The sequence below is a fragment of the Aquamicrobium terrae genome (assembly GCF_052978165.1).
Map to the genome: position 1 here is coordinate 299,736 of NZ_JBRKLZ010000003.1, position 23,764 is coordinate 323,499.

Below are 23,764 nucleotides of genomic sequence, written 5' to 3' on the forward strand. Positions count from 1 at the left end.
GAACGGCCATTGATCCAAGGCAACATGATGCCGATCGTGTGGATCGAATGGTGCGTCCGTCAGCCAGGTTCTCCCTCCAACACGCAAGGCTTCAATTTTTCCACTGTTTAAAAAAGTTTCACTTGACAGAAAAATCCTACCATTAAATATTCCTGGAGGGCAACATCATTTCTGCCCATGCAAGTCACTGCTTGACGCACTTCATATGGGAGGAACCAATGGAAGCGGTCAGCATACACTTCAACACAGATAGTGAGCTAGAACAGCGCATCAGCAGAATGCATGCGCGCGATCGTGCCGGACTTATCGCGTTTGTGCTGGTCCTCTGGTGCACCCTTCTGTTCACGATAATCAGCATTTGGTCCTACATTTCGGTTCCCGCCATCCAGGTCATACTGGTGACTGCCGGCAGCTTCGTCCTTGCCCTCAATTCCGCAGCCGTCCTGGCCATGTTGCGCCACTACGATGAGGACAGGCATTTCATTTATGGCCTCGATCTCAAGCATCTCGACGAGATGCGCCAGCGGCGGAGGTGACGATGGCGTATCAACCGAAGGAACAGGGTCTGGTAGCGCAGATCATCGACGTCGTAACCTTGCTCATACTGACAGTGGGCGCGCTCTATATCCCGCTCTACATGGGGCTTGCCGGGGCAACGAAGACGCCCAACCCGATAGCCGACCCCACCTGGGAAGCCCTTGGGCAAAACGCAAGCGAACAGAGACAATGGGCTGCGTTGGGATTTACCGATCCCGCCGCGGCAAATGACATCATCACCGCGCGGTTCGACTACAGCTTCAGCTGGACGGCGCTCATCATCATGGCCGTCTTCGTCATCGGCTACTTCGTTCTCATAGTCAGGCTCTCCGACAAGGAGTACCGCGAGGTAATAGCCGAACGTTTTGCGAACAAGCGCTAGGAGGCGGCCATGGATGTATGGAACATTCTGGAATATCTCGCCTGGGCACTCTCGATCATGTTCGGCGCCCTGCTTCTCCTGGACCTCGTCCGCATAGACACGACCTATGACAACGCGCTGCTGACCTCCTCTCGCGAAGGCGAGATCGAGGCCACGCAAGAGCGTCACACGATCTAGAGGGCGGCTCACATGTCAAATGTTTCGACCAACGCCGGTGAGCCGGAACGGCTTCAACTGTTACGCGTGCTCGGTCCGGCGCATGTCTGGGCGCTTGGTGTCGGCATCGTTCTCGTCGGCGAATATATGGGCTGGAATTTCTCGGTCGGCAAAGGCGGCATGATTGCCGGCCTGGTTGCCTGCTGGGTGGCAGGTCTGCTCTACACTTGCGTGGCCATGATCGATTCGGAAGTGACATCCACCGTCGCAGCCGCAGGCGGTCAATATGCGCAGGCCAAGCACATCGTCGGTCCGCTTATGGCCTTCAATGTCGGTCTCTACCTAGTCATGGCCTACACCATGCTGGAGGCGGCCAACGCCATTACCGTCGGCTTCCTTCTCGATTCCGTGGCAGGCATGCTCGGCCATACCGGACTCAACCAGCAGCCGTTCATCGTGCTGGCCATCATGTTCCTGGCCTGGCTCAACTATCGCGGCGTGCTGGCAACGCTGACGTTCAACCTGGCGATCGTGGCCATCGCGTTCACCGCAATTGTCGTGCTGTTCCTGGCGATTCAGTTTGGCGTTTCCGCGGTCCCGCTCGACTTCTCCGCCGTTACCGAGGAACCCCTGCCTTATGGGTGGGTGGGTATCGTCGCCGCCCTGCATTTCGGCCTGTGGTACTACCTTGGCATTGAAGGCACCTGTCAGGCGGCAGAAGAGGTCCGATCGCCGGCCCGCTCGCTGCCCTATGGAACCATGGCCGGGATCATGACGCTGCTGATTGCTGCAACCATGACGTGGTACATGTGCTCGGGCCTGATTCCGTGGGAATATCTCGGTCAGGCGGGAACGCCGCTTTTCGATGCGGCGCGTGTTACCGGCAGCACCTGGCTGATGGTGTTGTTGTTCATCGGTACAATGTTTGCGACGCTGGCATCCGCCAATGGCTGCATCAACGATGCCTCGCGGGCGTGGTTCTCCATGGGCCGTGACCGGTACCTGCCGAGCTGGTTCGGTGCCGTCCATCCTGTCTACCGCACACCTTATCGCTCGATCGTGTTCCTGGTTCCTATCGCCCTGATCTTTGCTTTGGGCGCGCCGCTCGACCAGGTAGTGACGTTCTCGATCCTGTCGGGCCTTCTCGGCTATACGTTCATGACCTTCAACATGGTGATGTTCCGTCGCAAATGGCCGCTCGACACGATCAAGCGAGGCTATGTGCACCCGTTCCACCCACTGCCGACGATCATCCTGCTCATATTGTGCTCAACGGCATTCTTCGCGGTGTTCCTGGGGTATGGCACCCAGCTTATCGCGATGATGTGCTTCTACATCATTGCATCGCTGTGGTTCCACTACAGGCGCTATCAGTTCGTGCGGCGCGGTGACCAGTTCACCATGCCGTGGCCGAAACCGCTGGGGTATTGAATTGAACGTAGCGGTGGCAGTCCGCCGCTACGCGCCTTATGCCTGAATGTTGCAGTCCCAATTGCTGCCAGTATTGGACTAAGCTGTGGGAGTTTTGGTTCACGAGAAGGCACGTCGTTGACGGTTATCAATCTCGCCTTCATGGCCTTTGCAGCCGTTTCGCTGGGATGGCTGTCCATACGCGCTCTGAGAGATCACCGCATGGCTCTTGCGGAGCGCAGTGGCCTGCTGGATTCACTAACCGTACTGTTCAGCGACGTGAACATAAGGCTTGGCCGCGATGCCTTTCCGGTCTTGGTCGGCAAGCTGCCGGATCAACGTTCGGTGAAGATCGAACTGATTCCCGACACCCTGGTCTTTCGCCGGCTTCCGCAACTTTGGCTGCAGGTCACCCTTGCGGAAACCGACATCCAGCGGCGACCGTCGATCGGCGCGCTGGCAAGGCCGACGGGAGCCGAATTCTATTCGATCGTCCATGAATTGCCGCAGTGGATCGACCCGCCTCAGGCAGATGTGCCGCTGCTGGTGCGTGGGGACGGCAAAGCGACTGCCGCACAGATCGAATGCGTGTCGGCGTTGTTTCGGAGCCTGTTCTCAGATCCCACGGTGAAGGAGGCGGCAATAACACCACGTGTTGTAAGATTGACTCGGCAGGCCGCGCAAGGTGATCGCGGGTCGCATCTGATATTGAGACAGACCCGGTTTCCCATCGGCGCCATTTCGCCTGAACAGGTAAAGGCAGCGATTGCGGACGCCGAGATCTTGCGCCAGGTTTTGCCTGGGGAGCGAAGCGCTGCCGTCTCAGCGGTGGCCTGAGGTTGTAATGTCGAAGCTGTCTCGTCCCTGGATCGTCCTGGTGCTCGCAATGCTCCTGCCGGGGGCCGGCCATGTGGCCATACGAGAGGCAACCCGCGGACTCGTTTTCGTGCTTTTCGTCGTATTGTTTTCAGTCCTAAGTTACGTGACGACCACGCCCGATCAGTCGTTTATCGGGCGCCACGCCGGTGGCCTGTTTATCTGGGCGCTATCTATTCCCGACGCATATCGGCGGGCTGCTTTGAAAGCCCGTGCAACGTGAATACGAAGCCGCTCTCGCGAAACCTTTGGGAGCCTGAAAGTCTGGTGTTCAAAGGATAAGCGGCAGTCGCGCGAGAAGCTGTGCGACTGCCGTCTGCCGTTCACGATGCCTCGATCGCTCGGCAGGAGAGGGGCAGTCCGGAAGGTCATTGACCCGCTGCCGCCGCAAGGTCGGTTTGCGCCTGAGACTCCAGCCGGTCGCCGATCGAAAGGCCATGCGATTTCACGAACGCAGCCGCCGAAAGCTTCTGCCCGGACTCGGTGCGGACCTTGGCGATCTCGATCGTTCCGCCCTGCACCGATACGGCAATTGTCTGCTCTGCGACCTCCACGATCTCGCCCGGCTTGCCCTGCACATCGCCGAAGCGGCGGACGGGGTGCTTTTTCGCATCGAACAGCCTCACCTTGGCGTCGAGCACGGTCGTCCATGCGCCCGGAGCAGGATCGCAACCGCGGATGAGGTTGTGGATCATGTCGATATGCGCATTCCAGTTGATCTGCGCTTCGGCATCGCGGCACCAGCCCTCGTAGGAGGCTTCGTCCTCGTCCTGCACGGTCTCGGTGTGACGTCCGGCGACGACGAGATCAGCGGCCTCCAGCATCGCCTCGACACCCAGCGGAAACAACCCGTCGAAATAGACGCTGCCCAGCGTGTCTTCGGTGTCGATAGTGACGCGCTTCTGTAGGATCACCGGGCCTTCGTCCAGGCCATCAGTCGGCCGGAAGATGGTGAGCCCTGTCTCGGTGTCGCCCTTGATGATCGGCCAGTTGATCGAACTCGGCCCACGATACTTCGGCAGCAGCGACGGATGGTACTGGATGGTGCCATGCTTGGGGATGTTGACGAAGGATTGCGGTGCGAACTGCAGCACATAGGCCATGACGGCGAGATCGACATCGAGCGCGCGCAGCGCGCCTTCCGCCGCGAGGCTCTTCAGGTTGGGAAGCTGAAACAGCCTTAACCCCAGCTCTTCGGCGGCCACACGCAGCGGATCGGGGCGCGCGCCGGGCTTTTCGGGCGCGCAGAACACGCCCGCCACTTCGTCCCCCCGTGCCAGAAAGGCTTCCAGGACACTCTTTCCAAAGGCCTGCTGGCCGATAATTGCAATGCGCATGCTTTCTTCCTCCTCGGTTTTGGACAAAGACCGGCTGTGCATCGCCGATGGCTGCGCGCCGGGGCGGCAGACCTGTCGGCAATGGCTGGCGGGTGGGTGGTGCGGGCTAGCGGCCCGTATTGATCCAGACGACCTTGGGTTCGGTGAAGTTCTCGATGGCCGCGTCGCCATGCTCGCGGCCAAAACCGGAGTCGCGCGCCCCACCCCATGGCAGGCGGATATCGGTGGGTCCGTAGGTGTTGACCCAGACCGTGCCTGCTTTCAGCCTGCGGGTGAAGCGGTGGGCCCGGCCGATATCGCCGGTCCATACACCCGCGGCCAGGCTGTAGACGGTGCCGTTCGCAATGCGCAGAGCATCCTCATCGTCCTGGAAGGGGATGACCGCTGCGACCGGACCGAAAATCTCCTCCTGGGAGATGCGCATTTCGTGACGCACGCCGGCGAAGACCGTAGGCTCGACGAAATAGCCGGTGTCGCCGCGCCGCGAACCGCCGGTGACCAGCGTGGCGCCCTCCTTGCGACCGACCTGGATATAGTCGAGGACGCGCTTCATCTGCACTTCCGATACCAGTGGCCCCATGCCCGTCGAACTCTCCAGCGGATCGCCGATGCGGGTCGACTGCGCACGCGCGGCCAGCCGCTCCACCACCTCGTCATGGATGCTGTGATGCACCAGGATGCGCGAACCGGCCGAGCAGACCTGTCCGGTGTTGAAGAAGATGCCCGCGCCGGCGGCCTTCACCGCCGCATCGATATCGGCGTCGGGGAAGATGATGTTGGCGGATTTGCCGCCCAGTTCCAGCGTCACGCGCTTAAGGTTTCCGGCAGCGCCCTGCAGGATCTGGCGTCCGACCACGGGCGAGCCGGTGAAGGTCACCTTGTCGACGTCCGGATGATCCACCAGTGCCTGGCCGGCGACCTTGCCGAAGCCCGGCACGACGTTGAGGACGCCGGCCGGGAAGCCCGCCTCCAGCGCCAGCTCGCCGATCCTGAGCGCGGTGAGGGGGGTGATTTCCGCTGGCTTCAGCACCACGGTGCAGCCGCAGGCCAGTGCTGGCGCAATCTTCCACATGCCGATCATCAATGGGAAATTCCAGGGGATGATAGCCCCGACCACGCCCAGCGGTTCGCGCACCGTGTAGGTGAGCGCATCGGAACGGGCGGGAATGACTTGGCCGTTTATCTTGTCGGCCATGCCGGCGTAGTAGGTGAGCGTGTCAATGACGGCCGGCAGGTCCTGGCGGCGGATGGCCGAGACGGGCTTTCCCGAATCCAGGCTTTCCAGTTGCACCAGCTCGTCCTCATCGCGACGGATCAGGTCCGCCAGCCTGAGCAGCAGCGCGCCGCGCTCACTGGCCTTCATGTGACCCCACGCGCCCTCGAAGGCGGCGCGAGCCGACCGGACCGCCGCATCGACATCGGCCGCGTCCGCCTCGGCAACCCGGGCCAGGATCTCGCCCGTGGCGGGGTTCAGGGTCTCGAAGCTACGCCCGGAGACAGCCGCGACGCGGAGCCCGTCTATCAACAGCTTGTGTGTGTCGTCGGTAACTCGATTCAGCAAGTTCAGATTCTCCCATAATATGAAACTTAGTTCACATATTAGCTACTACCGAAGCCTATGAGGACTATGATAATAGCAGGGTATCTGGTGAATCTAGTTTCGTGAATATGAAATTTATTGCCTAATATGAAAGGATAAAATATGATCTGAAGTTCCAATTTATGGCTTATCATGCCTTGGGAGGAAACATGATCCAGATTCAGATCGAGCCCGTCTGGCGCTTTCGGCGCCGCGAGGATGATCAGTGCCTCGAGATCCTGCTCGATTTCCTGGCGGAGATACGCACGACCGGAAAGATCACCGCTGCCGCCGAGCGGGCAGGCGTTTCCTATCGCCATGCATGGAATCTGATCGAGAAATGGTCCGATTTCTTCAACATGCCGATCGTCGTGCGCCGGCAGGGCAGGGGCACCAGACTCACTCCGTTCGGTGAAACGCTGGTCTGGGCGGGCCAGAGGCTGGAAGCGCGGCTGAGGCCCTTGTTGCAGAACCTGTCGCAGGAACTGGAAACCGAGATCAACCAGATGCTCGCGCACGGTCCGCTGGTGCTGCGCGTGCATGCCAGCCACGGCTTCGCCGTGCCGAAGTTGCGGGAACTGCTCGCCCGCGAACCCGACATCGACGTCGATTTCCGCTATGTCAGCAACCAGAGCTCGCTCGTCTCGCTGGGGCACGACGGTTGCGATCTGGCCGGTATGCATCTGCCCCAGGGCGAGTTGCGCAAGCGTGCGATCGCTGCGGGCAAGGGCTGGTTGAACCCCAGGACGCACCGCGTCATTTCGTTCGTCACGCGCGAGATGGGCCTTATGGTTCGGCGCGGCAACCCGCTCGGCATCTCGGAGGTGGAACGGCTGCTCGATCCGCAGATCCGCTTCGTCAATCGCGATCCGGACTCCGGCACGCGGCTTCTCTTCGAGCAGTTGCTGGCCCGTCATCGTATCGACGGCAGCCGCATCAACGGCTACGAGCATTCCGAATTCACGCATGCCGCCGTCGCTGCCTATGTCGCCAGCGGTTTCGCGGATGTGGCCTTCGGTGTCGAGGCCGCTGCCCGCCAGTTCGATCTCGATTTCGTGCGCCTGCTGACGGAAGACTATGTCTTCGTCTGCCGCAAGGAAATCCTCGAACTGGAGGCTGTGCAGCGGGTATTGTCGGTCATGCGTGGCCACGAGTTCCATGCCGCCATAAACCAGTTACCCGGCTATCAGGTGAAAGAGGCGGGAGCCATCAAGACCATCAGCGAGGTGTTCCGGCAAACGCAATAGCGGCTCGATGGAGCCGCTGCGAGATGCGGCATTCCCGGGCACATACACGGATCAGTCCACCGCCCGCGGCCGCTCCGCCCGGTGGCGCGCGACGGCCGCGCGCATCGACGCCGACCGGCCTTCGACCTCGTCCGCCGCGCGTTCGTCGGCAGTGGCCTCCTCGATAAGCAGCTCGGCAGGAGGATAGGCGGACAGATACCGTTCCGCCTCGGCGAGATTGCTTGCGATATCGAGCAGCTCGACCTCGCTGTCGGAGCCGCGCAGCACGCGAAACGTCCCGGATTTAGGACGCTCGACGATCTCGAAGCGCAGGTCGCTGTCCACCGAAAAGGTCAGCAATCCGCTGTCGCCGGCACCAGGTCCATCCAGATCGAGGGTACGCAGTGTGATGGAAGCCGGCGGCGCCCAGCTTCGCAGTTCGGGTGAAGGTTCTCTCTTTGCCAGAAGCCCAGTACCGTTCCGCTTTTGCCACGTCTTGAATTCGCTCGCGACCTCATCCGAAGGCTTGGGCGTTCCGTCGGAGAAGCGGATCAGGCTGCCAAGCGGTGCATTCTCGTAGACATGATATGCGGACATTTAGACCTCTTTTGTTGAAGAGACCGGATCCGGCGGCGCGCAAGCGCGCCGCGGATGTCTTGCAGGGCAGCAGTCGCCTCAGTCATAGATCGGGAATCTGCGGACCAGGACCTGCGCTTCCTCACGGACTTCCGCTTCGACTGCGGCATTGCCCTCTTCGCCATTCGAAGCCAGCCCGTCGATCACGCGCATGGTCATGCGACCGACCTCGCGGAAGTCTGCCACGTCGAAGCCGCGCGTGGTGCAGGCCGGCGTGCCGAGCCTGACGCCGGATGTGACGGTGGGCCCTTGCGGATCGAAGGGGATGCCGTTCTTGTTGCAGGTGATATGGGCGCGGCCGAGCGCGGCTTCCACGGCCTTGCCGGTCAGGTTCTTGCGGCGCAGGTCCACCAGCATCAGGTGGGTGTCGGTGCCGCCGGACACGATGTCCACGCCGCCATCCGCCAGCGTCTCCGCAAGCGCCTTCGCATTGGCCACCACGGTCGCCGCATAACCTTTGAACGCGGGCGTCAGCGCCTCGCCGAAGGCCACGGCCTTCGCGGCTATGACATGCATCAGCGGCCCGCCCTGAAGACCGGGAAAGACGGCCGAATCGATCTTGCGGCCGATCTCCTCGTCGTTCGAAAGCACCATGCCGCCGCGCGGTCCGCGCAACGTCTTGTGGGTGGTGGTGGTGACGACATGGGCATGCGCGAGCGGATTGGGATGGATGCCGCCCGCGACCAGACCGGCGAAGTGGGCCATGTCGACGAAGAGCTTGGCGCCGACCTCGTCGCTGATCTCGCGGAATGCCTTGAAGTCTATCACCCGCGGATAGGCCGACCCGCCGGCCAGGATGACCTTGGGGCGATGCTTGAGGGCAAGGTCGCGCACTTCGTCAAGGTCGATGCGATGGTCGTCCGGCCGCACGCTGTAGGAAACGGCGTTGAACCATTTACCGGACATATTTGCCTTCGCGCCATGGGTAAGATGCCCGCCGGCGGCAAGGTTCAGGCCAAGGAAAGTATCGCCGGGGCTCATCAGGGCCAGGAACACCGACTGGTTGGCCTGGCTGCCGGAGTTGGGCTGGACATTGGCATAGGTGCAGTCGAACAGCGACCTGGCGCGCTCGCGCGCCAGTTCCTCCACTTCGTCCACATAGGCGCAGCCGCCATAGTAGCGACGCCCCGGATACCCTTCCGCGTATTTGTTGGTGAGCACCGAGCCCTGTGCCTCCAGTACGGCCTTGGAGACGATGTTTTCCGAGGCGATCAGCTCGATCTCCTCGCGCTGGCGTCCGAGCTCGCGCTGTATCGACCCGTTCACCGCCGGATCGGCTTCAGCGACACCGGCGCCGAAGAAGCAGTTGGTTTTGCCGGTGCCCGGCCTGTTGGGAATATTGACGTTCATGGAAACCCTCCCTTGCGTCACCTGACGGTTGGCAATGTTGTCAGCCGGTCCATCCGAGACCGGCCGATATGCAATTGATGGACAAAAGCAGCGAATTGACCGACCGTTTCGGGGCGTTGCCTTCGCGGACCTCGCGCAGGAGCTGCACCTGGAGACGGTGAATGCTGTCCATCTGCGGCCTGACGCGGTCGAAATCCCGCTTGAAGGCGGGGAACCGTTCCGGCAGCAGCTTGCCGCCATTCACCTGGCTGATCATCCGGCAGGTCAGTGCGAATTCGGCGGCGATCTTGTCGTAGATGCGCCTGGCGACGTCATCGTCCTGCACGAGTTCGGCATAGAGCCGGGCGATTTCCATGTCGGCCTGGTAGAGGACCTTGTCGACTTCATCGACGACCAACCGGAAGAAACGGAAGCGCTCGAACATCTGTTGAAGAAGCTCCAGACCGTTGTCGCCGCGCACCGTCACGAAGGAGTTGAGCGCGCTGCCTATCCCATACCAACCGGTCAGCAGATGACGGTTCTGGCTCCATGCGAAGACCCACGGAATGGCGCGCAGATCGGAAAGATCGCGTGCGCCGAAGCGCCGCGCCGGCCGCGAGCCGATCTTGAGCAGGGCCAGTTCCTCGACCGGGCTCGCCTGATTGAAATAGTCGATGAAGCCCGGCTCGCCGACGAGGCCGGCATAGGAGGCCTGCGACATACCCGTCAGCGCCTCAAGCGCCTCGGTGTATTCGGGAACGGCCTTCAATTCCTCTTCGTCGCGGGACTTCACGCTGTGGGCGAAGACGCTGGCGGCAAGGATTTCGAGCTGGTAGAGGCCGGTTCCGCGATTGGCGAATTTCGACGAGACGACCTCGCCTTGCTCGGTCACCCGCATGACGCCGCCGACCGTGCCGGCCGGCTGCGCGGCGACGGCCCGGCCTGTCGGGGCGCCGCCCCGGCTGACCGATCCGCCCCGGCCATGGAAGAAACTGATCCTGACCTTGCGCCGGGTGCCCAGATCGGCGATCCGCCTCTGGGCCTTGCTCAGTTCCCAGTTGGACGCCAGGAAGCCGCCATCCTTGTTGGAATCCGAATATCCCAGCATCACTTCCTGGCAGTTGCCGAGATCGCGCACCGACCGGCTGACGATCGACACGCTGAGCAGCCGGTCGAGAATATCCGGCGCCGCGCGCAGGTCGGCGATGGTTTCGAACAGAGGGACGACCTTGAGGGCTATGGTGCCGCTGCCGTCCGGAGCCGTCGCCAGCCCGCAATATTGCGCCAGCAGATAGACGGCCAGAAGATCCTCGCACGAACGCGTCATGCTCAGGATGAAGGCACCGACCGCTCCGCCGTTGAGGCCTGCGCGCGCATCGCGGATGACATCGAAAAGGTCGAGCATCTCGCGTGCTTCCGGTGACAGGCATGCCCTGTCGAGATCGAGGCGCTCTCCGCTGTTGAGCGCCGAGCGGATGCGTTCGCTCCACCGCGGCCCACCGGGATCGGGCGCGCCGGCCTTGTCCGTGAGGTTGAAGATCTCGGCGAGAACCCGGTTGACGACCGTCGAGTTCTGCCGGATGTCGAGGGACACCGTGCGGAAGCCGAAGGTCTCGACCTGCCGCAGCAATGGGCGCACGAAGCGACGTGCCGCCTTCCTGCCACCCACCCTGGCCAATGCGTGCTGGAGGCTGTGCAAGTCCGACGCGAACGCCTCGGCGCGCGGATAGGACGTGCCCGTCCCGTCGCCCCGGGTCGCCAGAAGCCGCTCCAGCATGGCCGCGCAAAACTGGCGGAACGGCTCGTCAGGGTTGCGCGCCGCAATCCTCTCGGCATCGCCGCTGTGTTCCAGAACCGCGGAGAGGGCGGCGCGAAATTCATCCGGAATATCCACCACCCGGGCGCTGACGCTCAGCACCGCAACCAGCCTGCGGACCTGGGAGACATACCAGTTGAGGGCGGCACGCCGACATTCCGCCAGCGCGTGAGCGGTGATCTTTGCCGTCACGTCCGGATGGCCGTCACGGTCGCCACCGATCCATGACGCATAGCGCATGAAGGAGGGAACGGGGAAGACGTGTTCCGGATAGTGGTGAGCGAGTGCTTCCTCGACGGTTTCATAGAGCTTGTGTGTCGCCTCGAAGATCACTTCGCGGAAGAAGTGCAGTCCCCAGGCGATCTCATGCTCGACCGAAGGCCGTTCGAGCCGCAGTTCTCCCGACATCCACAGCAGCTCGATCTCGCCCCTGAGATCGTCGATGTGCTGTGCGCGTTCACGCGGTGCCCATCTGTGCTGTTCCAACTCGGTGAGCTTGCGGTAGATGCGCCGGTGGATTTCCAGCACAGTGACACGTTTGGCCTCGGTCGGATGGGCCGTCATGGTCGGACCGACAAGGAGGCTGTCGAGCGCCTGCTGGACCCGTTCGGCCGGATAGCCGGCGGCTGCAATCTCGCCGATCACATTGGCGAAAGAGCCCACCACATCGTCCGCGCCGCCAAGCTTTTCCGCCTCCCGGCGGGCACGCATGGCCAGCAGCTCGTTGGCGATGGCGACAAGCTGGAACCAGATGCCGGTCGCCTGCAAGGCCGGGATGCGTTCGTGGGACGCGAGCTCGTCAAGGGCAGTGCGGCCAATCAGCACCTGCGCCACGGTGGGCTCGCGCTCCTTGACCACCGACACGAGCTGCCTGAACAGCAGGCTCCTGGCATCCTCATGCTGGGTTAGAGGTTTTCCCTGGTCCAAGTGACACCGTTCCTCCCGCCGCAGCTCCGCTTGATCGTCCTGGCTCGTCACAGAGATGAACCGACGACGCTGGCTTTCGCCGAAGCGGGCCTGTTGCGGCTTATGTTCCTCAAGGACCGAGCAAAGCTCTTTTTCCCGCAAATCGAAACGCCCGGACGGGTAAAAATCCCGATCCTTCGGGTGGTGGTTTGATCGGCTGGCGGGTAGGTGGAAAAGCGCGTTCGCGTATCCGTAAGCAGCCTTTGCCCCTGCCGAGGGGCAAAGCCATGCCAAATGCTTGAAAACCGCTGCGTTGAAGGCTTTGCAGACCGGTTGAACCGAAGCGTGACTTCCGCTCCCGGACAAGAAAAAGCCTCCGGCCGGGACCGGAGGCAAGTACCGGAAACCTACCCGGTAAGGGGAGGCAGGCTTCCGAACCGGACCCGTTCGAGAGTCCGGAGCGGGTCAGGATCGTCCGAGCTATCGCATGAGCAGGATTTGCAGATCGGCCACATTGGTGCCCGTTGCGCCGGTCAGCAGAAGATCCCCGGATGAGGCGAGTGCGGGATATGAATCGTTGTTGGCCAGATGCATGTCCGGATCGCAACCGAACTGGCGCATCCATCCCGTCGACCCTGCATCGACGATCCCGCCGGCAGCATCGGTGGGGCCATCGCGCCCGTCCGTGGCGCCGCTGAGGAACACCCACTGGCGGCCGATCGGAGCGTTTTCCTCAAGCACGGCGAAGCGCAGTGCGAGTTCCTGATTGCGCCCGCCCGTGCCGCCGCCCTTCACCTTGACGGTCGGCTCTCCGCCGGCCACGATCGCGATGGGACCGGTCTCGCGGGCGGCGTAGAGCGCGATCCTGTGGAGGGCGCAGGCGGCATCGAAAACGTCACCGTCGAGCCAGTCGTTCGCCTTCACCACAGCCGGGAAAAGCGAGCTGGCGCGCTCCATCACCTTCTTCAGGCTGATGTCGTTGCCGCCGATCACGATGTTCTCGACATGATCGAAGCTGTCCGCCTGTCTGCCCGTTTGGCAGGCGAGGCGGTTCAAATGCTCCCGCATCGCGGTCGGCAGCGCGCCGGTCAGCCCATACCGGTCGAGAATTGCCCGGGCATCCGTCTCGCGCGGTTTCGCCGTCGGCCCGCTGGCGATGGTGGATATGTCGTTGCCTGGCACGTCGGACAGGATCAGCGACAGCACTTGCGCGCCCGTCGCCAACTGGGCGAGGCGGCCGCCCTTGAGGCGGGAGAATGCCTGCCGCACCGTATTGATCTCGCGGATGTCGGCGCCTGACCGGATCAGCGCGTCATTCAAGGCAATCTTGTCGGCCAGCGCGATGCCCGGCGCCGGCGCGCAGAGCAGGGCGGAGCCGCCGCCGCTGATGAGGACCAGCAACAGGTCGCCCGGCCCGGCCGACCGCGCGAGGTCCTCGATCATCTGTCCTGCCCGCAGGCTGTTTTCATCGGGAAGCGGATGGCCGCCCGTCAAGACCACGGCCCGGTCGTCGAGGCGTGCCAGATTCTCGGGATTGGTCACGGCGCACGCGGCGTGCAATTTGCTGCCGAGGAAGGGCAGGGTGCCTTGCGCCATCGGACAGGCTGCCTTACCGAAGGCGATCAGAATCACACGCCGGGCTGCGGCAATCATCTGCCTGCGCTGATCCAGCGCCTCGGACACGGCCCTTACGGGATCGGAGGCGCTGACGCCGTCGCGAAACAGTTCCAGCGCCTGCTTGCGCAACGTGATCAGGTCGGAGGCGGAGGCAGAAGGTTCCATCACGCCACCCGATCCGGGACGTCGCGTCCTTCGAAGAAGGCGATGACGTTTTCCACCACCTTCATGCCCATTGCGACGCGGGTTTCCTCTGTGGCGCTGCCGAGATGCGGCAGAAGCATGACGTTGTCCATGCGCTTGAGGGCCTCCGGCACCGCTGGCTCGCCGTCGAAGACATCCAGGCCGGCGCCGGCGATTGTTCCTGCTTCGAGCGCACCGATCAGCGCCTGCTGGTCGATCACGTCGCCGCGGGCGGTGTTGATGAGGAAGGCGCCGGGCTTCATGCCGGCAAGACGGCGGCTGTCTATGAGGTGCCGGTTTTCCGCCCCGCCCGGACAATGGAGCGAGACGAAGTCGGCTTCAGCCAGCACATCCTCGATGGTCGGCAACTGACGAGCGCCCATGGCGCGGGTCTCATCGTCATCGACTTTCGAGCGGTTGTAGAACACCACATCCATGCCGAAACCGAAATGCGCTCGGCGTGCAGTGGCCTTCCCGATCCGCCCCATGCCGATGATGCCCAGTGTCTTTCCCGAAACCCGGGTGCCGATCATGTGGGTGGGCCGCCATCCGGTCCAGGCGCCGGCACGCAGTTCGCGTTCTCCTTCTCCCGCCCGGCGCGCGATGCCCAGCAGCAGCGTCATGGCGATGTCGGCGGTGCAGTCGGTCAGCACGCCCGGCGTGTTGGTGACGGTGATGCCGCGCTGGCGTGCGGCATCGATGTCGATGTGGCTGAAGCCGACGCCGAAATTGCCGATGAGGCGCGACCGCGCGCCGGCATCGGGAAACACCGAGGCCGGCAGGCTGTCGCTCACCGTAGGCAGGATAGCGTCATATTCGGCGAACGCGTCGCGCAGACGATCCTGTCCAAGCGGTTCGTCGGAGCGGTTGAAGGTGGTTTCGAACCGCTCCGTCAGCACCTGCTCGACAGCCGCTGGCCAGCGTCGGGTGACGATAATACGTGGTTTCATTGTTTTGCCCGGTTGGTTCGGAAGAGATCTCTCTGCGATCAGGCGGCCTTTGGCTGGGCCTGCAGCACCTCCGAGACGACCGGGCCGAAAGCCGCCGGCGTGGGCACGATGGTGACGCCTGCTTCCCGAAGGATCTCCACCTTCTCCTGCGCGGACTCGCCGAACGCCGAAATAATGGCGCCGGCATGACCCATGCGCTTGCCCTTCGGCGCCGAAAGGCCGGCGATGTAGGCGATCAGCGGCTTGCGCATATTGTGCTTTGCCCACTCGGCAGCTTCGGCTTCCTGCGGTCCGCCGATCTCGCCGATCATCACCACCGCATCGGTGTCCGGGTCTTCCTCGAACAGCTTGAGGATGTCGCGGAAGGACGAGCCGTTGATCGGATCACCACCGATGCCGACGCTGGTCGAGACACCGATGCCGTGCGCCTTCATCTGTGACGCCGCCTCATAGCCCAGCGTTCCCGAACGGCCGACGATGCCGACGCGGCCCGGCAGGTAGATGTTGCCCGGCATGATGCCCATCATGGCCTGTCCGGGCGTGATCATGCCGGCGCAGTTGGGACCGACGAGGCGCATGCGATCCTCGAAACGGAAGCGCAGCATGAAGCGCTTGACCCGCATCATGTCCTGGGACGGGATGCCGTCGGTTATGCACACGCACAACCTGATCCCGGCCTCGGCCGCCTCCATGATGGAATCGGCCGCGAAGGGCGGCGGCACGAACACGATGCTTGCGTCCGCGCCGGTCTCTCTCACCGCGCCCCGCACGGTGTTGAAGACCGGAATGCCCTGGTGGACCTGCCCGCCCTTGCCGGGCGTGACGCCGCCCACGACGTTGGTTCCGTAGCGCCGCATCTCGTCGGCATGGAAGCTGCCGATCTTGCCGGTAAGGCCCTGCACGATCACACGCGTCCTGCGGTTCAACAGAATTGCCATCTCGTCCTCCCTCAGTTCGCTTTCTTCTTTTTCTTCGCAAAGGCGCGCATGGCCTCGACCGACTTCTCGGCGGCCTCGGCCAGCGTATCGGCGACGATCACGTCCTCGCCCGAATCCGCCAGTATCTTGCGGCCTTCCTCCACATTGGTGCCGGCCAGGCGAACCACCAGCGGCACGCCGACGCCAACCTCCCGGATGGCCTTGACGACGCCCTCGGCAACCCAGTCGCAGCGGTTGATGCCCGCGAAGATGTTGACGAGGATGGTCTCGACATTGTTGTCGGCAAGCACGGCGCGAAACGCCTTGGCGACCCGTTCGGGCGAGGCGCCGCCGCCGATATCGAGGAAGTTCGCCGGCTCGCCGCCCGCGATCTTGATCATGTCCATGGTGGCCATGGCCAGGCCGGCGCCGTTGATGATGCAGCCGATATTGCCATCGAGCCCGACATAGGAGAGGCCACGATCGCTGGCGAAGGTTTCGCGGGGGTCCTCCTGCGACTTGTCTCTCAGTTCGGAGATCTCGGGTCGTCGGAACAGCGCGTTCTCGTCGAAGGACATCTTGGCGTCGAGGGCGATCAGGTTGCCGTCGCCCGTCACCACCAGCGGGTTGATTTCCAGCATGGAGGCGTCGAAGTCGCGGAATACGCGGTAGCAGCCCATGAGGGTGTCGACCGCCTTGCTGATGAGCCTGTTCTCCAGCCCGAGTCCGAAGGCGATCTCGCGCGCCTGGAACTGCTGCATGCCGACGCCGGGATCGACGATGGCGCGAATGATGGAGTCCGGCTCCTTCTCGGCAATCTCCTCGATCTCCATGCCGCCCGAGGCCGAGCCGACGATCATGACGCGCTCGGACTTGCGGTCGAGAACGATGCCGAGATAGAGCTCCTGGCGGATATCGACAGTCTCCTCGACATAGAGGCGCGAGACGAGCTTGCCCTTCGGGCCGGTCTGGGTCGTGGCGAGCTTGCGGCCGAGCAGGCCTTCGGCGGCCTTCGCGACTTCGCCGTCCGAATTGCAGATGCGGATGCCGCCTGCCTTTCCGCGTGCGCCGGAGTGGATCTGCGCCTTGACGACCCATTTGCCGCCGCCGATCTCGCTCGCGCGATAGGCAGCCTGCTCGGGGCTGTAGGCCAGACCCCCACGCGGGATCTGCACCGAATAGCGCGACAGCAATTCCTTGGCCTGGTATTCGTGGATATCCATCTTTACCTCCCGTCAGACTGCGTGCGCGGCGCGCTCGATGGCTTCATGGACGACGAGCACGTTGCGAGCCATGCGCTCGGACGCGGCGTCGATCATCTTGCCGTCCAGCGCGGCCGCGCCCCTGCCTTGATCTTCGGCTTCCCTGAGTGCCTCGATGATGCGCCGGGCGCGGGCCACCTCCTTCGCCGGCGGCGAGAAGACCTCGTTGGCAAGCTCGATCTGCGAGGGGTGGATGGCCCACTTGCCCTCGATCCCGAGCGCGGCGGCGCGCTTGGCGGCGTCCAGATAGGCTTCCGGATCGGAAAAATCGCCGAACGGCCCGTCGATGGCCCGCAGCCCGTAGGCACGGCAGGCCACCGTCATGCGCGACAGCGCGAAATGCCACTGGTCACCCGGATAGTCGGGATTGAGGCCGCCGATGCTGACCGTGCGGGCCTTGCAGCTTGCCGCATAGTCGGCGACGCCGAAATGCATCGCCTCCAGCCGCCCACCATAGGCGGCGATCGCCTCGACATTGGCCATTCCGAGCGCCGTTTCGATCAGGGCTTCCAGACCGACACGTGTCTGGTAGCCTTTCGCCATCTCGATCTGGTTGACCAGCGCCTCGACCATGTAGAGATCGGCGGGCACGCCCACCTTCGGCACCAGAATGGTGTCGAGCCGGTCGCCGGCCTGCTCCATCACGTCGACCACGTCGCGATACATGTAGTGGGTGTCCAGGCCGTTGATGCGGATCGAGACGGTCTTGCCGCGGCTGCGCCAGTCGATCTCGTTCAGCGCCTGGATGATGTTGCTGCGGGCCTTTTCCTTGTCCGGCGGGGCCACCGCGTCTTCCATGTCCAGGAACACGTAGTCGGCAGCGCCTTCGGCGGCTTTGCGGATCATTTCCGGATTGGAGCCCGGCACAGCAAGCTCGCTGCGCTGGAGCCTCGGTTTGCGAAGATGATGGAGGGTATGGCTCATGTCCGTGCCTCCCTCAGGCCGCTTTGGCGACGGCTGCACGCGCCGACTGGCGATAATGCTCCACTGCCGCGCCGACGCCGGAGCCGGCCTGGATCTTAACGCCGCAATCGAGCAGGGCCATTTCGGCGGCCGCCAGTGCGGAACACATCATCACTTCGTTGATCCATCCGATATGGCCGATGCGGAAGACCTTGCCGGCAACCTTGTTGAGGCCGACACCCAGCGAAGTCTGGTATCCGTGATAGGCGCGGCGCACGATCTCGGTGCTGTCGATGCCGTCAGGCACGATGACCGCGCTCACCGTGTCGGAATGCCACTTTTCCCCCTTGGCGCAGATTTGCAGGCCCCATGCCTTGACCGCTTCGCGGACACCCTGTGCCAGCCGGTTGTGGCGCGCATAGACATTGTCGAGCCCCTCGTCGAGCAGAAGGTCGAGCGCGGCACGCAGGCCGCGCAGAAGCTGGACGGCCGGCGTGTAGGGGAAATAGCCGGTGTCGTTTGCCCGGATCATGTCCTCGAAGGAGAAATAGGTGCGGTGCTGCTTCGCCTGCTTGTTGGCGGCCAGGGCCTTCTGGCTGACGGAGAGGAACGCCAGGCCAGGCGGCAGCATGAAGCCCTTCTGCGATCCGCTGACGGCGCAGTCCACACCCCACTCTTCCTGGCGGAAATCGATGGAGGCGATCGAGGACACGCCGTCAACGAAGAGCAGCGCTGGATGCTTGGCGGCATCGAGCGCGGCGCGCACGGCCGCGACGTCGCTGGTGACGCCCGTCGTGGTCTCGTTATGGGTGACGAAGACCGCCTTGATGCGGTGCTCCTTGTCGGCGGCAAACCGCTCGGCGTAGATGTCGACGGGAACGCCGGTTCCCCATTCGGTGTCCACGACATCGACATCAAGGCCGAACCGTTGTGCCATGTCCACCCACAACAGCGAGAACTGGCCGAAACGCGACATCAGCACGCGATCGCCCGGATTCAAGGTGTTGGCGATGGCCGCTTCCCATGCGCCGGTACCGGACGAGGGAAAGATGAAGGCGCGGCCGGTCTCGTTGCGGTACACTTTCATCAGGTCTACGAAGAGACCGTTGACGAGCTGTGGATAGTCCGGTGCGCGCATGTCCTCCATGGGCATGTTCATGGCCTGACGGACGGTTTCTGGCACGTTTGTCGGACCCGGAACAAAGAGATGAGTATAGCCAGCCATCAGAAATCCTCCCACGGAATGCGGCGCAAGCGCCTGTTCGGCTTGCTCGAAGGATCAGCCTGGCCCTGGGAAGTAACAACACCTGTCCAGATAGAATCGTGGACCTTGTGGCGTTGGAAAGAACCTACTCATTCAGCCGCGTGGATCTCCGATAGGATAGGCTGGACCTACCCGCCTATTCTCCTACCGGGCCATCGATTCATGGAGCTGACGAAGGACAACTCGGGGCTGCGGCAAGCGCTACACTAGGAATCGCCGCCATCAACATGGTACTGACATGAACAGACAAAGCATAATCACAGGCAACGGAGCGTCGCACCAAATGGCGGAAACCATGAAGTCGGTGAAGAAGAGCCGGGCAACCAAGGCCGCAGGCAAAGCCAAGCCGGAGGCGCCGGCTGCCGAACTGCGCCGCCTCGTGTCGTTGACCCAGGATCCTCATTCCGTGCGCGACACCCGCGAGAATGTGCTGGAAGTCGCGATCGGCCATGAAGTGCGTACATTCCGCAAGCAGCTCGGCATCACGGTGGCCGATCTTGCGGCCGCGACCAACATCTCGCTGGGCATGCTGTCGAAGATCGAAAATGGTATCACCTCGCCGTCCCTGACGACCCTGCAGGCATTGTCGCGGGCGCTCGGCGTGCCGTTGACCGCACTTTTCCGGCGCTTCGAGGAAGAGCGCAGCGCCGTATTCATAAAGGCGGGCGAAGGTGTCGACGTGGAGCGCCGCGGTACGCGTGCCGGCCACCAATACACTCTGCTCGGCCATATCGGCGCCAATACGAGCGGTGTCGTCGTCGAGCCGTATCTCATCACGCTGGCGGAGGATTCCGACGTGTTCCCCACCTTCCAGCACGAGGGGATGGAGTTTCTCTACATGCTCGAAGGCGAAGTCGTGTACAGGCACGGCAGCAAGCTTTTCCGCATGCTGCCCGGCGACAGTCTGTTCTTCGACGCGGATGCACCTCACGGTCCCGAGGAACTGACCCGGCGGCCTATCCGCTACCTGTCCATCATCTCCTACCCGCAGGGCAGCCGTCGCAACTGACGTCAGCGTCCCGAGGGCCCCTGTAGGCGCACGCAGGTGAGCTGTGTCGCAAGCATCGGCCCGATGTCCGCCGGCCATTGCGGCTGCCGGAATTCCTACACATGGATCGCCTGCATTGGTTGCGCCCTGCCGTTTCGTCCGCTGAATCGGCGGGCAGGCGATCCACGGTTTGCTCGCCGGCAGGACACCCTGAAGATTCCGGCCGCATCGGCAATGCCGCATTTCACCAAGAATGCCGTCCGGACGGATGCGCGCATGGTGGGCAGCCGCGACCATAGCGTTCGCATACCGATGTGACGTCCCATCCAATCCGCGCAACCCGCCAGCGTCGGCGGAGACGAGCGTCCATAAATGGCAGCACAGCCATGGCGCCGGCTGGGCACCCTGGGACTGCCACTTGTCCTAAATGAAAAAAAAATTCATACGAGTTGAATTGGAGAAATATGCCTGCTATCGTCCTTGACAGGGAAAGAGCTTGGAAGAGGTGAATATACATGTGTGGCATTGTAGGGCTGTTTCTGAAGGACAAGTCATTGGAGCCGCAGCTCGGCGCCATGCTGTCCGAAATGCTGGTGCTGTTGACCGATCGGGGCCCCGATAGCGCCGGCATAGCAATTTACGGATCGTCGGCTGCCGGGCATGGCAAGATCACCATCCAGTCGCCGTCGCCGGACGTGGATTTCACAGGGCTCGATTCCGAAGTTTCCAGGGAGATCGGCGCCCCGGTCGCCATGACCGTCAAGTCCACCCATGCGGTGCTGGAATTGCCGGCCGACAAGCTCGAGCTTGCTCGCGATGCCATCGCTACGCTGCGGCCCGACGCCCGCATCATGGGTGTCGGCGAATCCATCGAAATCTACAAGGAAGTCGGCTTGCCGGAAGAGGTGGCGAAGCGCTTCGACTTGTCAGCCATGTCGGGATCGCACGGCATCGGGCATACGCGCATGGCCACCGAATCCGCGGTGACGACCATGGGCGCACATCCATTCTCGACGGGTCCCGACCAGTGCCTGGTGCACAACGGCTCGCTGTCCAACCATAACAATGTGCGCCGCGAACTCAGGCGCGCGGGCATGAAGTTTGAGACCGAGAACGACACCGAGGTGGCGGCCGCCTATCTGTCGCACCAGATCGCGACCGGCAAGGGTCTGGGCGAAGCGCTGGAATCGAGCCTGAACGATCTCGATGGCTTCTTCACTTTCGTGGTCGGCACCAAGAATGGTTTCGGCGTCGTGCGCGACCCGATCGCCTGCAAGCCGGCCGTCATGGCGGAAACCGATCAATATGTCGCGTTCGGAAGCGAATACCGGGCCCTGGCGAACCTGCCGGGCGTCGAGCAGGCAAGGGTCTGGGAGCCCGAGCCATCCACCGTTTATTTCTGGGAGCACTAGGCGATGGCTACATCCAACCTTGCCAAGGCGGTTACGCCGGAGGACCACGGGGCGAGAATCTTCGATCTGTCGAAAACGACCCTGCGTGAGTTGAACCAGGCCCTTCACGAGGTGACCGAAGGTTCGAATCTGAGGAGCTGGGAAATCCTCAACCCCAAGGGAAGCCATGCCGTGGCCGTGGGCGTGGATACGCCCGTGCAGATAGATGTGCGCGGCAGCGTGGGCTACTACTGCGCCGGCATGAACCAGAACAGCACGATCACCGTGCATGGCTCTGCCGGTCCCGGTGTTGCCGAGAACATGATGTCGGGCACCGTCGTGGTGAAGGGCGACGCCTCGCAATATGCCGGCGCCACGGGCAGGGGCGGCTTGCTCGTCATCGAAGGCAACGCCTCCTCGCGCTGCGGCATCTCCATGAAGGGCATAGACATCGTCGTGCGCGGCAATGTCGGGCACATGTCGGCCTTCATGGCGCAATCGGGCAACCTGGTGATTCTGGGCAATGCCGGCGACGCGCTGGGCGACTCGATCTACGAGGCACGCTTGTTCGTGCGCGGCAAGGTCAAGAGCCTCGGCGCCGACTGCATCGAGAAGGAGATGCGCCCCGAACACATCGCGATCCTGCAGGGTCTGCTGGACCGCGCCGGGATCACCGATGTGAAGCCGGAGGAATTCAAGCGCTACGGTTCGGCGCGCACCCTCTACAACTTCAACATCGACAACGCCGACGCGTACTAAGAGGCCGGACATGACCTATCACAATCCACCGACCACGCCACGCCAATCGGCAACGTTCGACGAATACAGCCTGTCGGAAATCCGGCGCGCGGCCGCGACCGGAATCTATGACATCCGCGGTTCCGGTGCCAAGCGCAAGGTGCCGCATTTCGACGATCTGCTGTTCCTCGGCGCGTCGATCTCGCGCTATCCGCTGGAAGGCTATCGCGAGAAGTGCGAAACCAAGGTGGTGCTCGGCTCGCGTTTCGCCAAGAAGCCCATCGAACTGAAGATACCGATCACCGTTGCCGGCATGAGCTTCGGCTCTCTGTCCGGCCCCGCCAAGGAAGCGCTGGGGCGCGGTGCGACGCTGGCCGGCACGTCCACCACCACCGGCGACGGCGGTATGACCGAGGAGGAGCGCGGGCATTCTAAGACCCTGGTTTACCAATACCTGCCCTCGCGTTACGGGATGAACCCGCGCGACCTGCGCCGCGCCGATGCCATCGAGGTTGTCGTCGGTCAGGGTGCCAAGCCCGGCGGCGGCGGCATGCTGCTCGGCCAGAAGATTTCCGACCGCGTGGCCGAGATGCGCACCTTGCCGAAGGGTATCGACCAGCGCTCGGCCTGCCGCCATCCCGACTGGACCGGTCCGGATGACCTTGAAATCAAAATTCTCGAAATCCGCGAGATCACCGATTGGGAAAAACCGATCTACGTCAAGATCGGCGGTGCAAGGCCCTATTACGACACCGCCTTGGCGGTGAAGGCGGGCGCCGACGTCGTCGTGCTCGACGGCATGCAGGGCGGCACTGCCGCCACGCAGGAAGTTTTCATCGAGCATGTCGGCCAGCCGACGCTTGCGTGCATCCGCCCCGCGGTGCAGGCTCTCCAGGACCTCGGCATGCATCGCAAGGTGCAGCTCATCGTGTCCGGCGGCATCCGCAACGGAGCGGATGTGGCAAAGGCGCTGGCTCTTGGCGCCGATGCCGTTTCGATCGGCACGGCAGCGCTTGTCGCACTGGGCGACAACGATCCGAGATGGGAGGAGGAGTATCGCAAGCTTGGTTCGACCGCCGGGGCGTATGATGACTGGCACGAAGGCAAGGATCCGGCAGGCATCACCACCCAGGACCCGGAACTGATGAAAAGGGTCGACCCGATCGCCGCGGGCCGCCGCCTGGCCAACTACCTGAAAGTGATGACACTGGAGGCACAGACGATCGCACGCGCGTGCGGCAAGAACCATGTTCATAATCTCGAGCCGGAAGACTTGTGCGCCTTGACGATCGAGGCGGCGGCCATGTCGGGAGTTCCGCTGGCCGGAACAAATTGGGTGCCTGGGAAGAGCGCCTTTTAAC

The 23,764-nt window shown here is 62.9% G+C and carries 23 protein-coding genes; 12 read left to right on the forward strand and 11 right to left on the reverse strand.

What is annotated here, in order from left to right:
* The first annotated feature begins 218 nt into the window (after positions 1 to 218).
* The 6 genes from ACVCNR_RS24500 (at position 219) to ACVCNR_RS24525 (ending at position 3,584) form a co-directional block, all read left to right on the forward strand.
* Positions 219 to 536, forward strand: a complete 318-nt coding sequence (locus ACVCNR_RS24500) for a hypothetical protein (protein ID WP_354199676.1) — start codon at positions 219 to 221, stop codon at positions 534 to 536.
* 2 nt (positions 537 to 538) lie between these two features.
* Positions 539 to 919 (forward strand): hypothetical protein, encoded by a 381-nt coding sequence (locus ACVCNR_RS24505; protein ID WP_354199677.1) that lies wholly within the window; start codon positions 539 to 541, stop codon positions 917 to 919.
* Positions 920 to 928: 9 nt separating this feature from the next.
* Positions 929 to 1,096, forward strand: a complete 168-nt coding sequence (locus ACVCNR_RS24510; RefSeq protein ID WP_354199678.1) for a hypothetical protein — start codon at positions 929 to 931, stop codon at positions 1,094 to 1,096.
* Between the two features lie 12 nt (positions 1,097 to 1,108).
* Positions 1,109 to 2,506 (forward strand): APC family permease, encoded by a 1,398-nt coding sequence (locus ACVCNR_RS24515; protein ID WP_354199679.1) that lies wholly within the window; start codon positions 1,109 to 1,111, stop codon positions 2,504 to 2,506.
* A 117-nt stretch (positions 2,507 to 2,623) separates the two neighbouring features.
* Complete coding sequence (locus ACVCNR_RS24520; protein ID WP_447076872.1) at positions 2,624 to 3,322, forward strand: hypothetical protein; 699 nt, start codon at positions 2,624 to 2,626, stop codon at positions 3,320 to 3,322.
* 7 nt (positions 3,323 to 3,329) lie between these two features.
* Positions 3,330 to 3,584 (forward strand): hypothetical protein, encoded by a 255-nt coding sequence (locus tag ACVCNR_RS24525; RefSeq protein ID WP_447076873.1) that lies wholly within the window; start codon positions 3,330 to 3,332, stop codon positions 3,582 to 3,584.
* Positions 3,585 to 3,729: 145 nt separating this feature from the next.
* On the opposite strand, the gene ACVCNR_RS24530 is transcribed toward ACVCNR_RS24525, so the two are convergent.
* Together ACVCNR_RS24530 and ACVCNR_RS24535 are read right to left on the reverse strand one after the other, a co-directional pair.
* Positions 3,730 to 4,698 (reverse strand): methionyl-tRNA formyltransferase, encoded by a 969-nt coding sequence (locus tag ACVCNR_RS24530; protein ID WP_447076874.1) that lies wholly within the window; start codon positions 4,696 to 4,698, stop codon positions 3,730 to 3,732.
* A 106-nt stretch (positions 4,699 to 4,804) separates the two neighbouring features.
* Entirely contained in the window at positions 4,805 to 6,259 is a 1,455-nt protein-coding gene (locus ACVCNR_RS24535) for an aldehyde dehydrogenase family protein (protein ID WP_447076875.1), read from the reverse strand.
* A 188-nt stretch (positions 6,260 to 6,447) separates the two neighbouring features.
* Here ACVCNR_RS24535 and ACVCNR_RS24540 point away from each other — a divergent pair, with 188 nt between their 5' ends.
* Positions 6,448 to 7,524, forward strand: coding sequence for a substrate-binding domain-containing protein (locus tag ACVCNR_RS24540; RefSeq protein WP_447076876.1), 1,077 nt, complete (start codon positions 6,448 to 6,450; stop codon positions 7,522 to 7,524).
* Positions 7,525 to 7,575: 51 nt separating this feature from the next.
* Here ACVCNR_RS24540 and ACVCNR_RS24545 read toward each other — a convergent pair whose 3' ends face one another.
* From ACVCNR_RS24545 to ACVCNR_RS24555, 3 genes are all read right to left on the reverse strand, one after another.
* The gene (locus ACVCNR_RS24545) at positions 7,576 to 8,100 is read right to left on the reverse strand and encodes a UCP036055 family protein (protein WP_447076877.1); all 525 of its coding nucleotides are present in this window, start codon (positions 8,098 to 8,100) and stop codon (positions 7,576 to 7,578) included.
* A gap of 78 nt (positions 8,101 to 8,178) precedes the next feature.
* A complete protein-coding gene (gene glyA / locus ACVCNR_RS24550) occupies positions 8,179 to 9,489 on the reverse strand; it encodes a serine hydroxymethyltransferase (protein ID WP_447076878.1) in 1,311 nt (436 codons plus the stop codon).
* Between the two features lie 40 nt (positions 9,490 to 9,529).
* A complete protein-coding gene (locus tag ACVCNR_RS24555; RefSeq protein ID WP_447076879.1) occupies positions 9,530 to 12,211 on the reverse strand; it encodes a phosphoenolpyruvate carboxylase in 2,682 nt (893 codons plus the stop codon).
* Between the two features lie 30 nt (positions 12,212 to 12,241).
* On the opposite strand from ACVCNR_RS24555, the gene ACVCNR_RS24560 reads away from it, so the two are divergent.
* Positions 12,242 to 12,403 carry a hypothetical protein gene (locus tag ACVCNR_RS24560; protein ID WP_354199688.1) on the forward strand — a complete coding sequence of 54 codons (162 nt, stop codon included), beginning with the start codon at positions 12,242 to 12,244 and terminating at the stop codon, positions 12,401 to 12,403.
* Between the two features lie 267 nt (positions 12,404 to 12,670).
* Here the strand turns inward: ACVCNR_RS24560 and ACVCNR_RS24565 are convergent, their stop codons facing one another.
* From ACVCNR_RS24565 to ACVCNR_RS24590, 6 genes are read right to left on the reverse strand one after another with little or no spacing between them, the layout of a single operon-like run.
* On the reverse strand, positions 12,671 to 13,972 hold the full coding sequence (locus ACVCNR_RS24565; RefSeq protein ID WP_447076880.1) for a glycerate kinase type-2 family protein: 1,302 nt from the start codon (positions 13,970 to 13,972) through the stop codon (positions 12,671 to 12,673).
* Positions 13,972 to 14,940 carry a 2-hydroxyacid dehydrogenase gene (locus ACVCNR_RS24570; RefSeq protein ID WP_447076881.1) on the reverse strand — a complete coding sequence of 323 codons (969 nt, stop codon included), beginning with the start codon at positions 14,938 to 14,940 and terminating at the stop codon, positions 13,972 to 13,974. Before ACVCNR_RS24570 ends, ACVCNR_RS24565 begins: the two co-directional genes overlap by 1 nt.
* 38 nt (positions 14,941 to 14,978) lie before the next feature.
* On the reverse strand, positions 14,979 to 15,878 hold the full coding sequence (sucD, locus tag ACVCNR_RS24575) for a succinate--CoA ligase subunit alpha (RefSeq protein ID WP_354199691.1): 900 nt from the start codon (positions 15,876 to 15,878) through the stop codon (positions 14,979 to 14,981).
* 11 nt (positions 15,879 to 15,889) lie between these two features.
* Positions 15,890 to 17,080 (reverse strand): malate--CoA ligase subunit beta, encoded by a 1,191-nt coding sequence (locus ACVCNR_RS24580; protein WP_354199692.1) that lies wholly within the window; start codon positions 17,078 to 17,080, stop codon positions 15,890 to 15,892.
* A 12-nt stretch (positions 17,081 to 17,092) separates the two neighbouring features.
* Entirely contained in the window at positions 17,093 to 18,043 is a 951-nt protein-coding gene (locus ACVCNR_RS24585; RefSeq protein ID WP_354199693.1) for an HpcH/HpaI aldolase/citrate lyase family protein, read from the reverse strand.
* Between the two features lie 13 nt (positions 18,044 to 18,056).
* A complete protein-coding gene (locus tag ACVCNR_RS24590) occupies positions 18,057 to 19,247 on the reverse strand; it encodes an aminotransferase class V-fold PLP-dependent enzyme (RefSeq protein WP_447076882.1) in 1,191 nt (396 codons plus the stop codon).
* Positions 19,248 to 19,569: 322 nt separating this feature from the next.
* Here ACVCNR_RS24590 and relB point away from each other — a divergent pair, with 322 nt between their 5' ends.
* From relB to ACVCNR_RS24610, 4 genes are all read left to right on the forward strand, one after another.
* Positions 19,570 to 20,295: a type II toxin-antitoxin system RelB family anti-toxin gene (gene relB / locus ACVCNR_RS24595; protein WP_354199695.1), complete on the forward strand. Its 726-nt coding sequence runs from the start codon at positions 19,570 to 19,572 to the stop codon at positions 20,293 to 20,295.
* A 494-nt stretch (positions 20,296 to 20,789) separates the two neighbouring features.
* Complete coding sequence (locus ACVCNR_RS24600) at positions 20,790 to 21,686, forward strand: class II glutamine amidotransferase (RefSeq protein WP_354199696.1); 897 nt, start codon at positions 20,790 to 20,792, stop codon at positions 21,684 to 21,686.
* Positions 21,687 to 21,689: 3 nt separating this feature from the next.
* Positions 21,690 to 22,424 carry a GXGXG domain-containing protein gene (locus ACVCNR_RS24605; RefSeq protein ID WP_354199697.1) on the forward strand — a complete coding sequence of 245 codons (735 nt, stop codon included), beginning with the start codon at positions 21,690 to 21,692 and terminating at the stop codon, positions 22,422 to 22,424.
* A 10-nt stretch (positions 22,425 to 22,434) separates the two neighbouring features.
* Positions 22,435 to 23,763, forward strand: coding sequence for an FMN-binding glutamate synthase family protein (locus ACVCNR_RS24610; RefSeq protein WP_354199698.1), 1,329 nt, complete (start codon positions 22,435 to 22,437; stop codon positions 23,761 to 23,763).
* The last annotated feature ends 1 nt before the right edge of the window (position 23,764 follow it).

What these genes read in the sequence shown, in the direction of transcription:
- ACVCNR_RS24610 (WP_354199698.1), top strand. Translation starts at nt 22,435, where the DNA reads ATGACCTATCACAATCCACCGACCACGCCACGCCAATCGGCAACGTTC.
- ACVCNR_RS24545 (WP_447076877.1), bottom strand. Translation starts at nt 8,100, where the DNA reads ATGTCCGCATATCATGTCTACGAGAATGCACCGCTTGGCAGCCTGATC.
- ACVCNR_RS24580 (WP_354199692.1), bottom strand. Translation starts at nt 17,080, where the DNA reads ATGGATATCCACGAATACCAGGCCAAGGAATTGCTGTCGCGCTATTCG.
- ACVCNR_RS24500 (WP_354199676.1), top strand. Translation starts at nt 219, where the DNA reads ATGGAAGCGGTCAGCATACACTTCAACACAGATAGTGAGCTAGAACAG.
- ACVCNR_RS24505 (WP_354199677.1), top strand. Translation starts at nt 539, where the DNA reads ATGGCGTATCAACCGAAGGAACAGGGTCTGGTAGCGCAGATCATCGAC.
- ACVCNR_RS24585 (WP_354199693.1), bottom strand. Translation starts at nt 18,043, where the DNA reads ATGAGCCATACCCTCCATCATCTTCGCAAACCGAGGCTCCAGCGCAGC.
- ACVCNR_RS24605 (WP_354199697.1), top strand. Translation starts at nt 21,690, where the DNA reads ATGGCTACATCCAACCTTGCCAAGGCGGTTACGCCGGAGGACCACGGG.
- relB (WP_354199695.1), top strand. Translation starts at nt 19,570, where the DNA reads ATGGCGGAAACCATGAAGTCGGTGAAGAAGAGCCGGGCAACCAAGGCC.
- ACVCNR_RS24530 (WP_447076874.1), bottom strand. Translation starts at nt 4,698, where the DNA reads ATGCGCATTGCAATTATCGGCCAGCAGGCCTTTGGAAAGAGTGTCCTG.
- glyA (WP_447076878.1), bottom strand. Translation starts at nt 9,489, where the DNA reads ATGAACGTCAATATTCCCAACAGGCCGGGCACCGGCAAAACCAACTGC.
- ACVCNR_RS24590 (WP_447076882.1), bottom strand. Translation starts at nt 19,247, where the DNA reads ATGGCTGGCTATACTCATCTCTTTGTTCCGGGTCCGACAAACGTGCCA.
- ACVCNR_RS24600 (WP_354199696.1), top strand. Translation starts at nt 20,790, where the DNA reads ATGTGTGGCATTGTAGGGCTGTTTCTGAAGGACAAGTCATTGGAGCCG.
- ACVCNR_RS24510 (WP_354199678.1), top strand. Translation starts at nt 929, where the DNA reads ATGGATGTATGGAACATTCTGGAATATCTCGCCTGGGCACTCTCGATC.
- ACVCNR_RS24570 (WP_447076881.1), bottom strand. Translation starts at nt 14,940, where the DNA reads ATGAAACCACGTATTATCGTCACCCGACGCTGGCCAGCGGCTGTCGAG.
- ACVCNR_RS24515 (WP_354199679.1), top strand. Translation starts at nt 1,109, where the DNA reads ATGTCAAATGTTTCGACCAACGCCGGTGAGCCGGAACGGCTTCAACTG.
- ACVCNR_RS24525 (WP_447076873.1), top strand. Translation starts at nt 3,330, where the DNA reads ATGTCGAAGCTGTCTCGTCCCTGGATCGTCCTGGTGCTCGCAATGCTC.
- ACVCNR_RS24565 (WP_447076880.1), bottom strand. Translation starts at nt 13,972, where the DNA reads ATGGAACCTTCTGCCTCCGCCTCCGACCTGATCACGTTGCGCAAGCAG.
- ACVCNR_RS24540 (WP_447076876.1), top strand. Translation starts at nt 6,448, where the DNA reads ATGATCCAGATTCAGATCGAGCCCGTCTGGCGCTTTCGGCGCCGCGAG.
- sucD (WP_354199691.1), bottom strand. Translation starts at nt 15,878, where the DNA reads ATGGCAATTCTGTTGAACCGCAGGACGCGTGTGATCGTGCAGGGCCTT.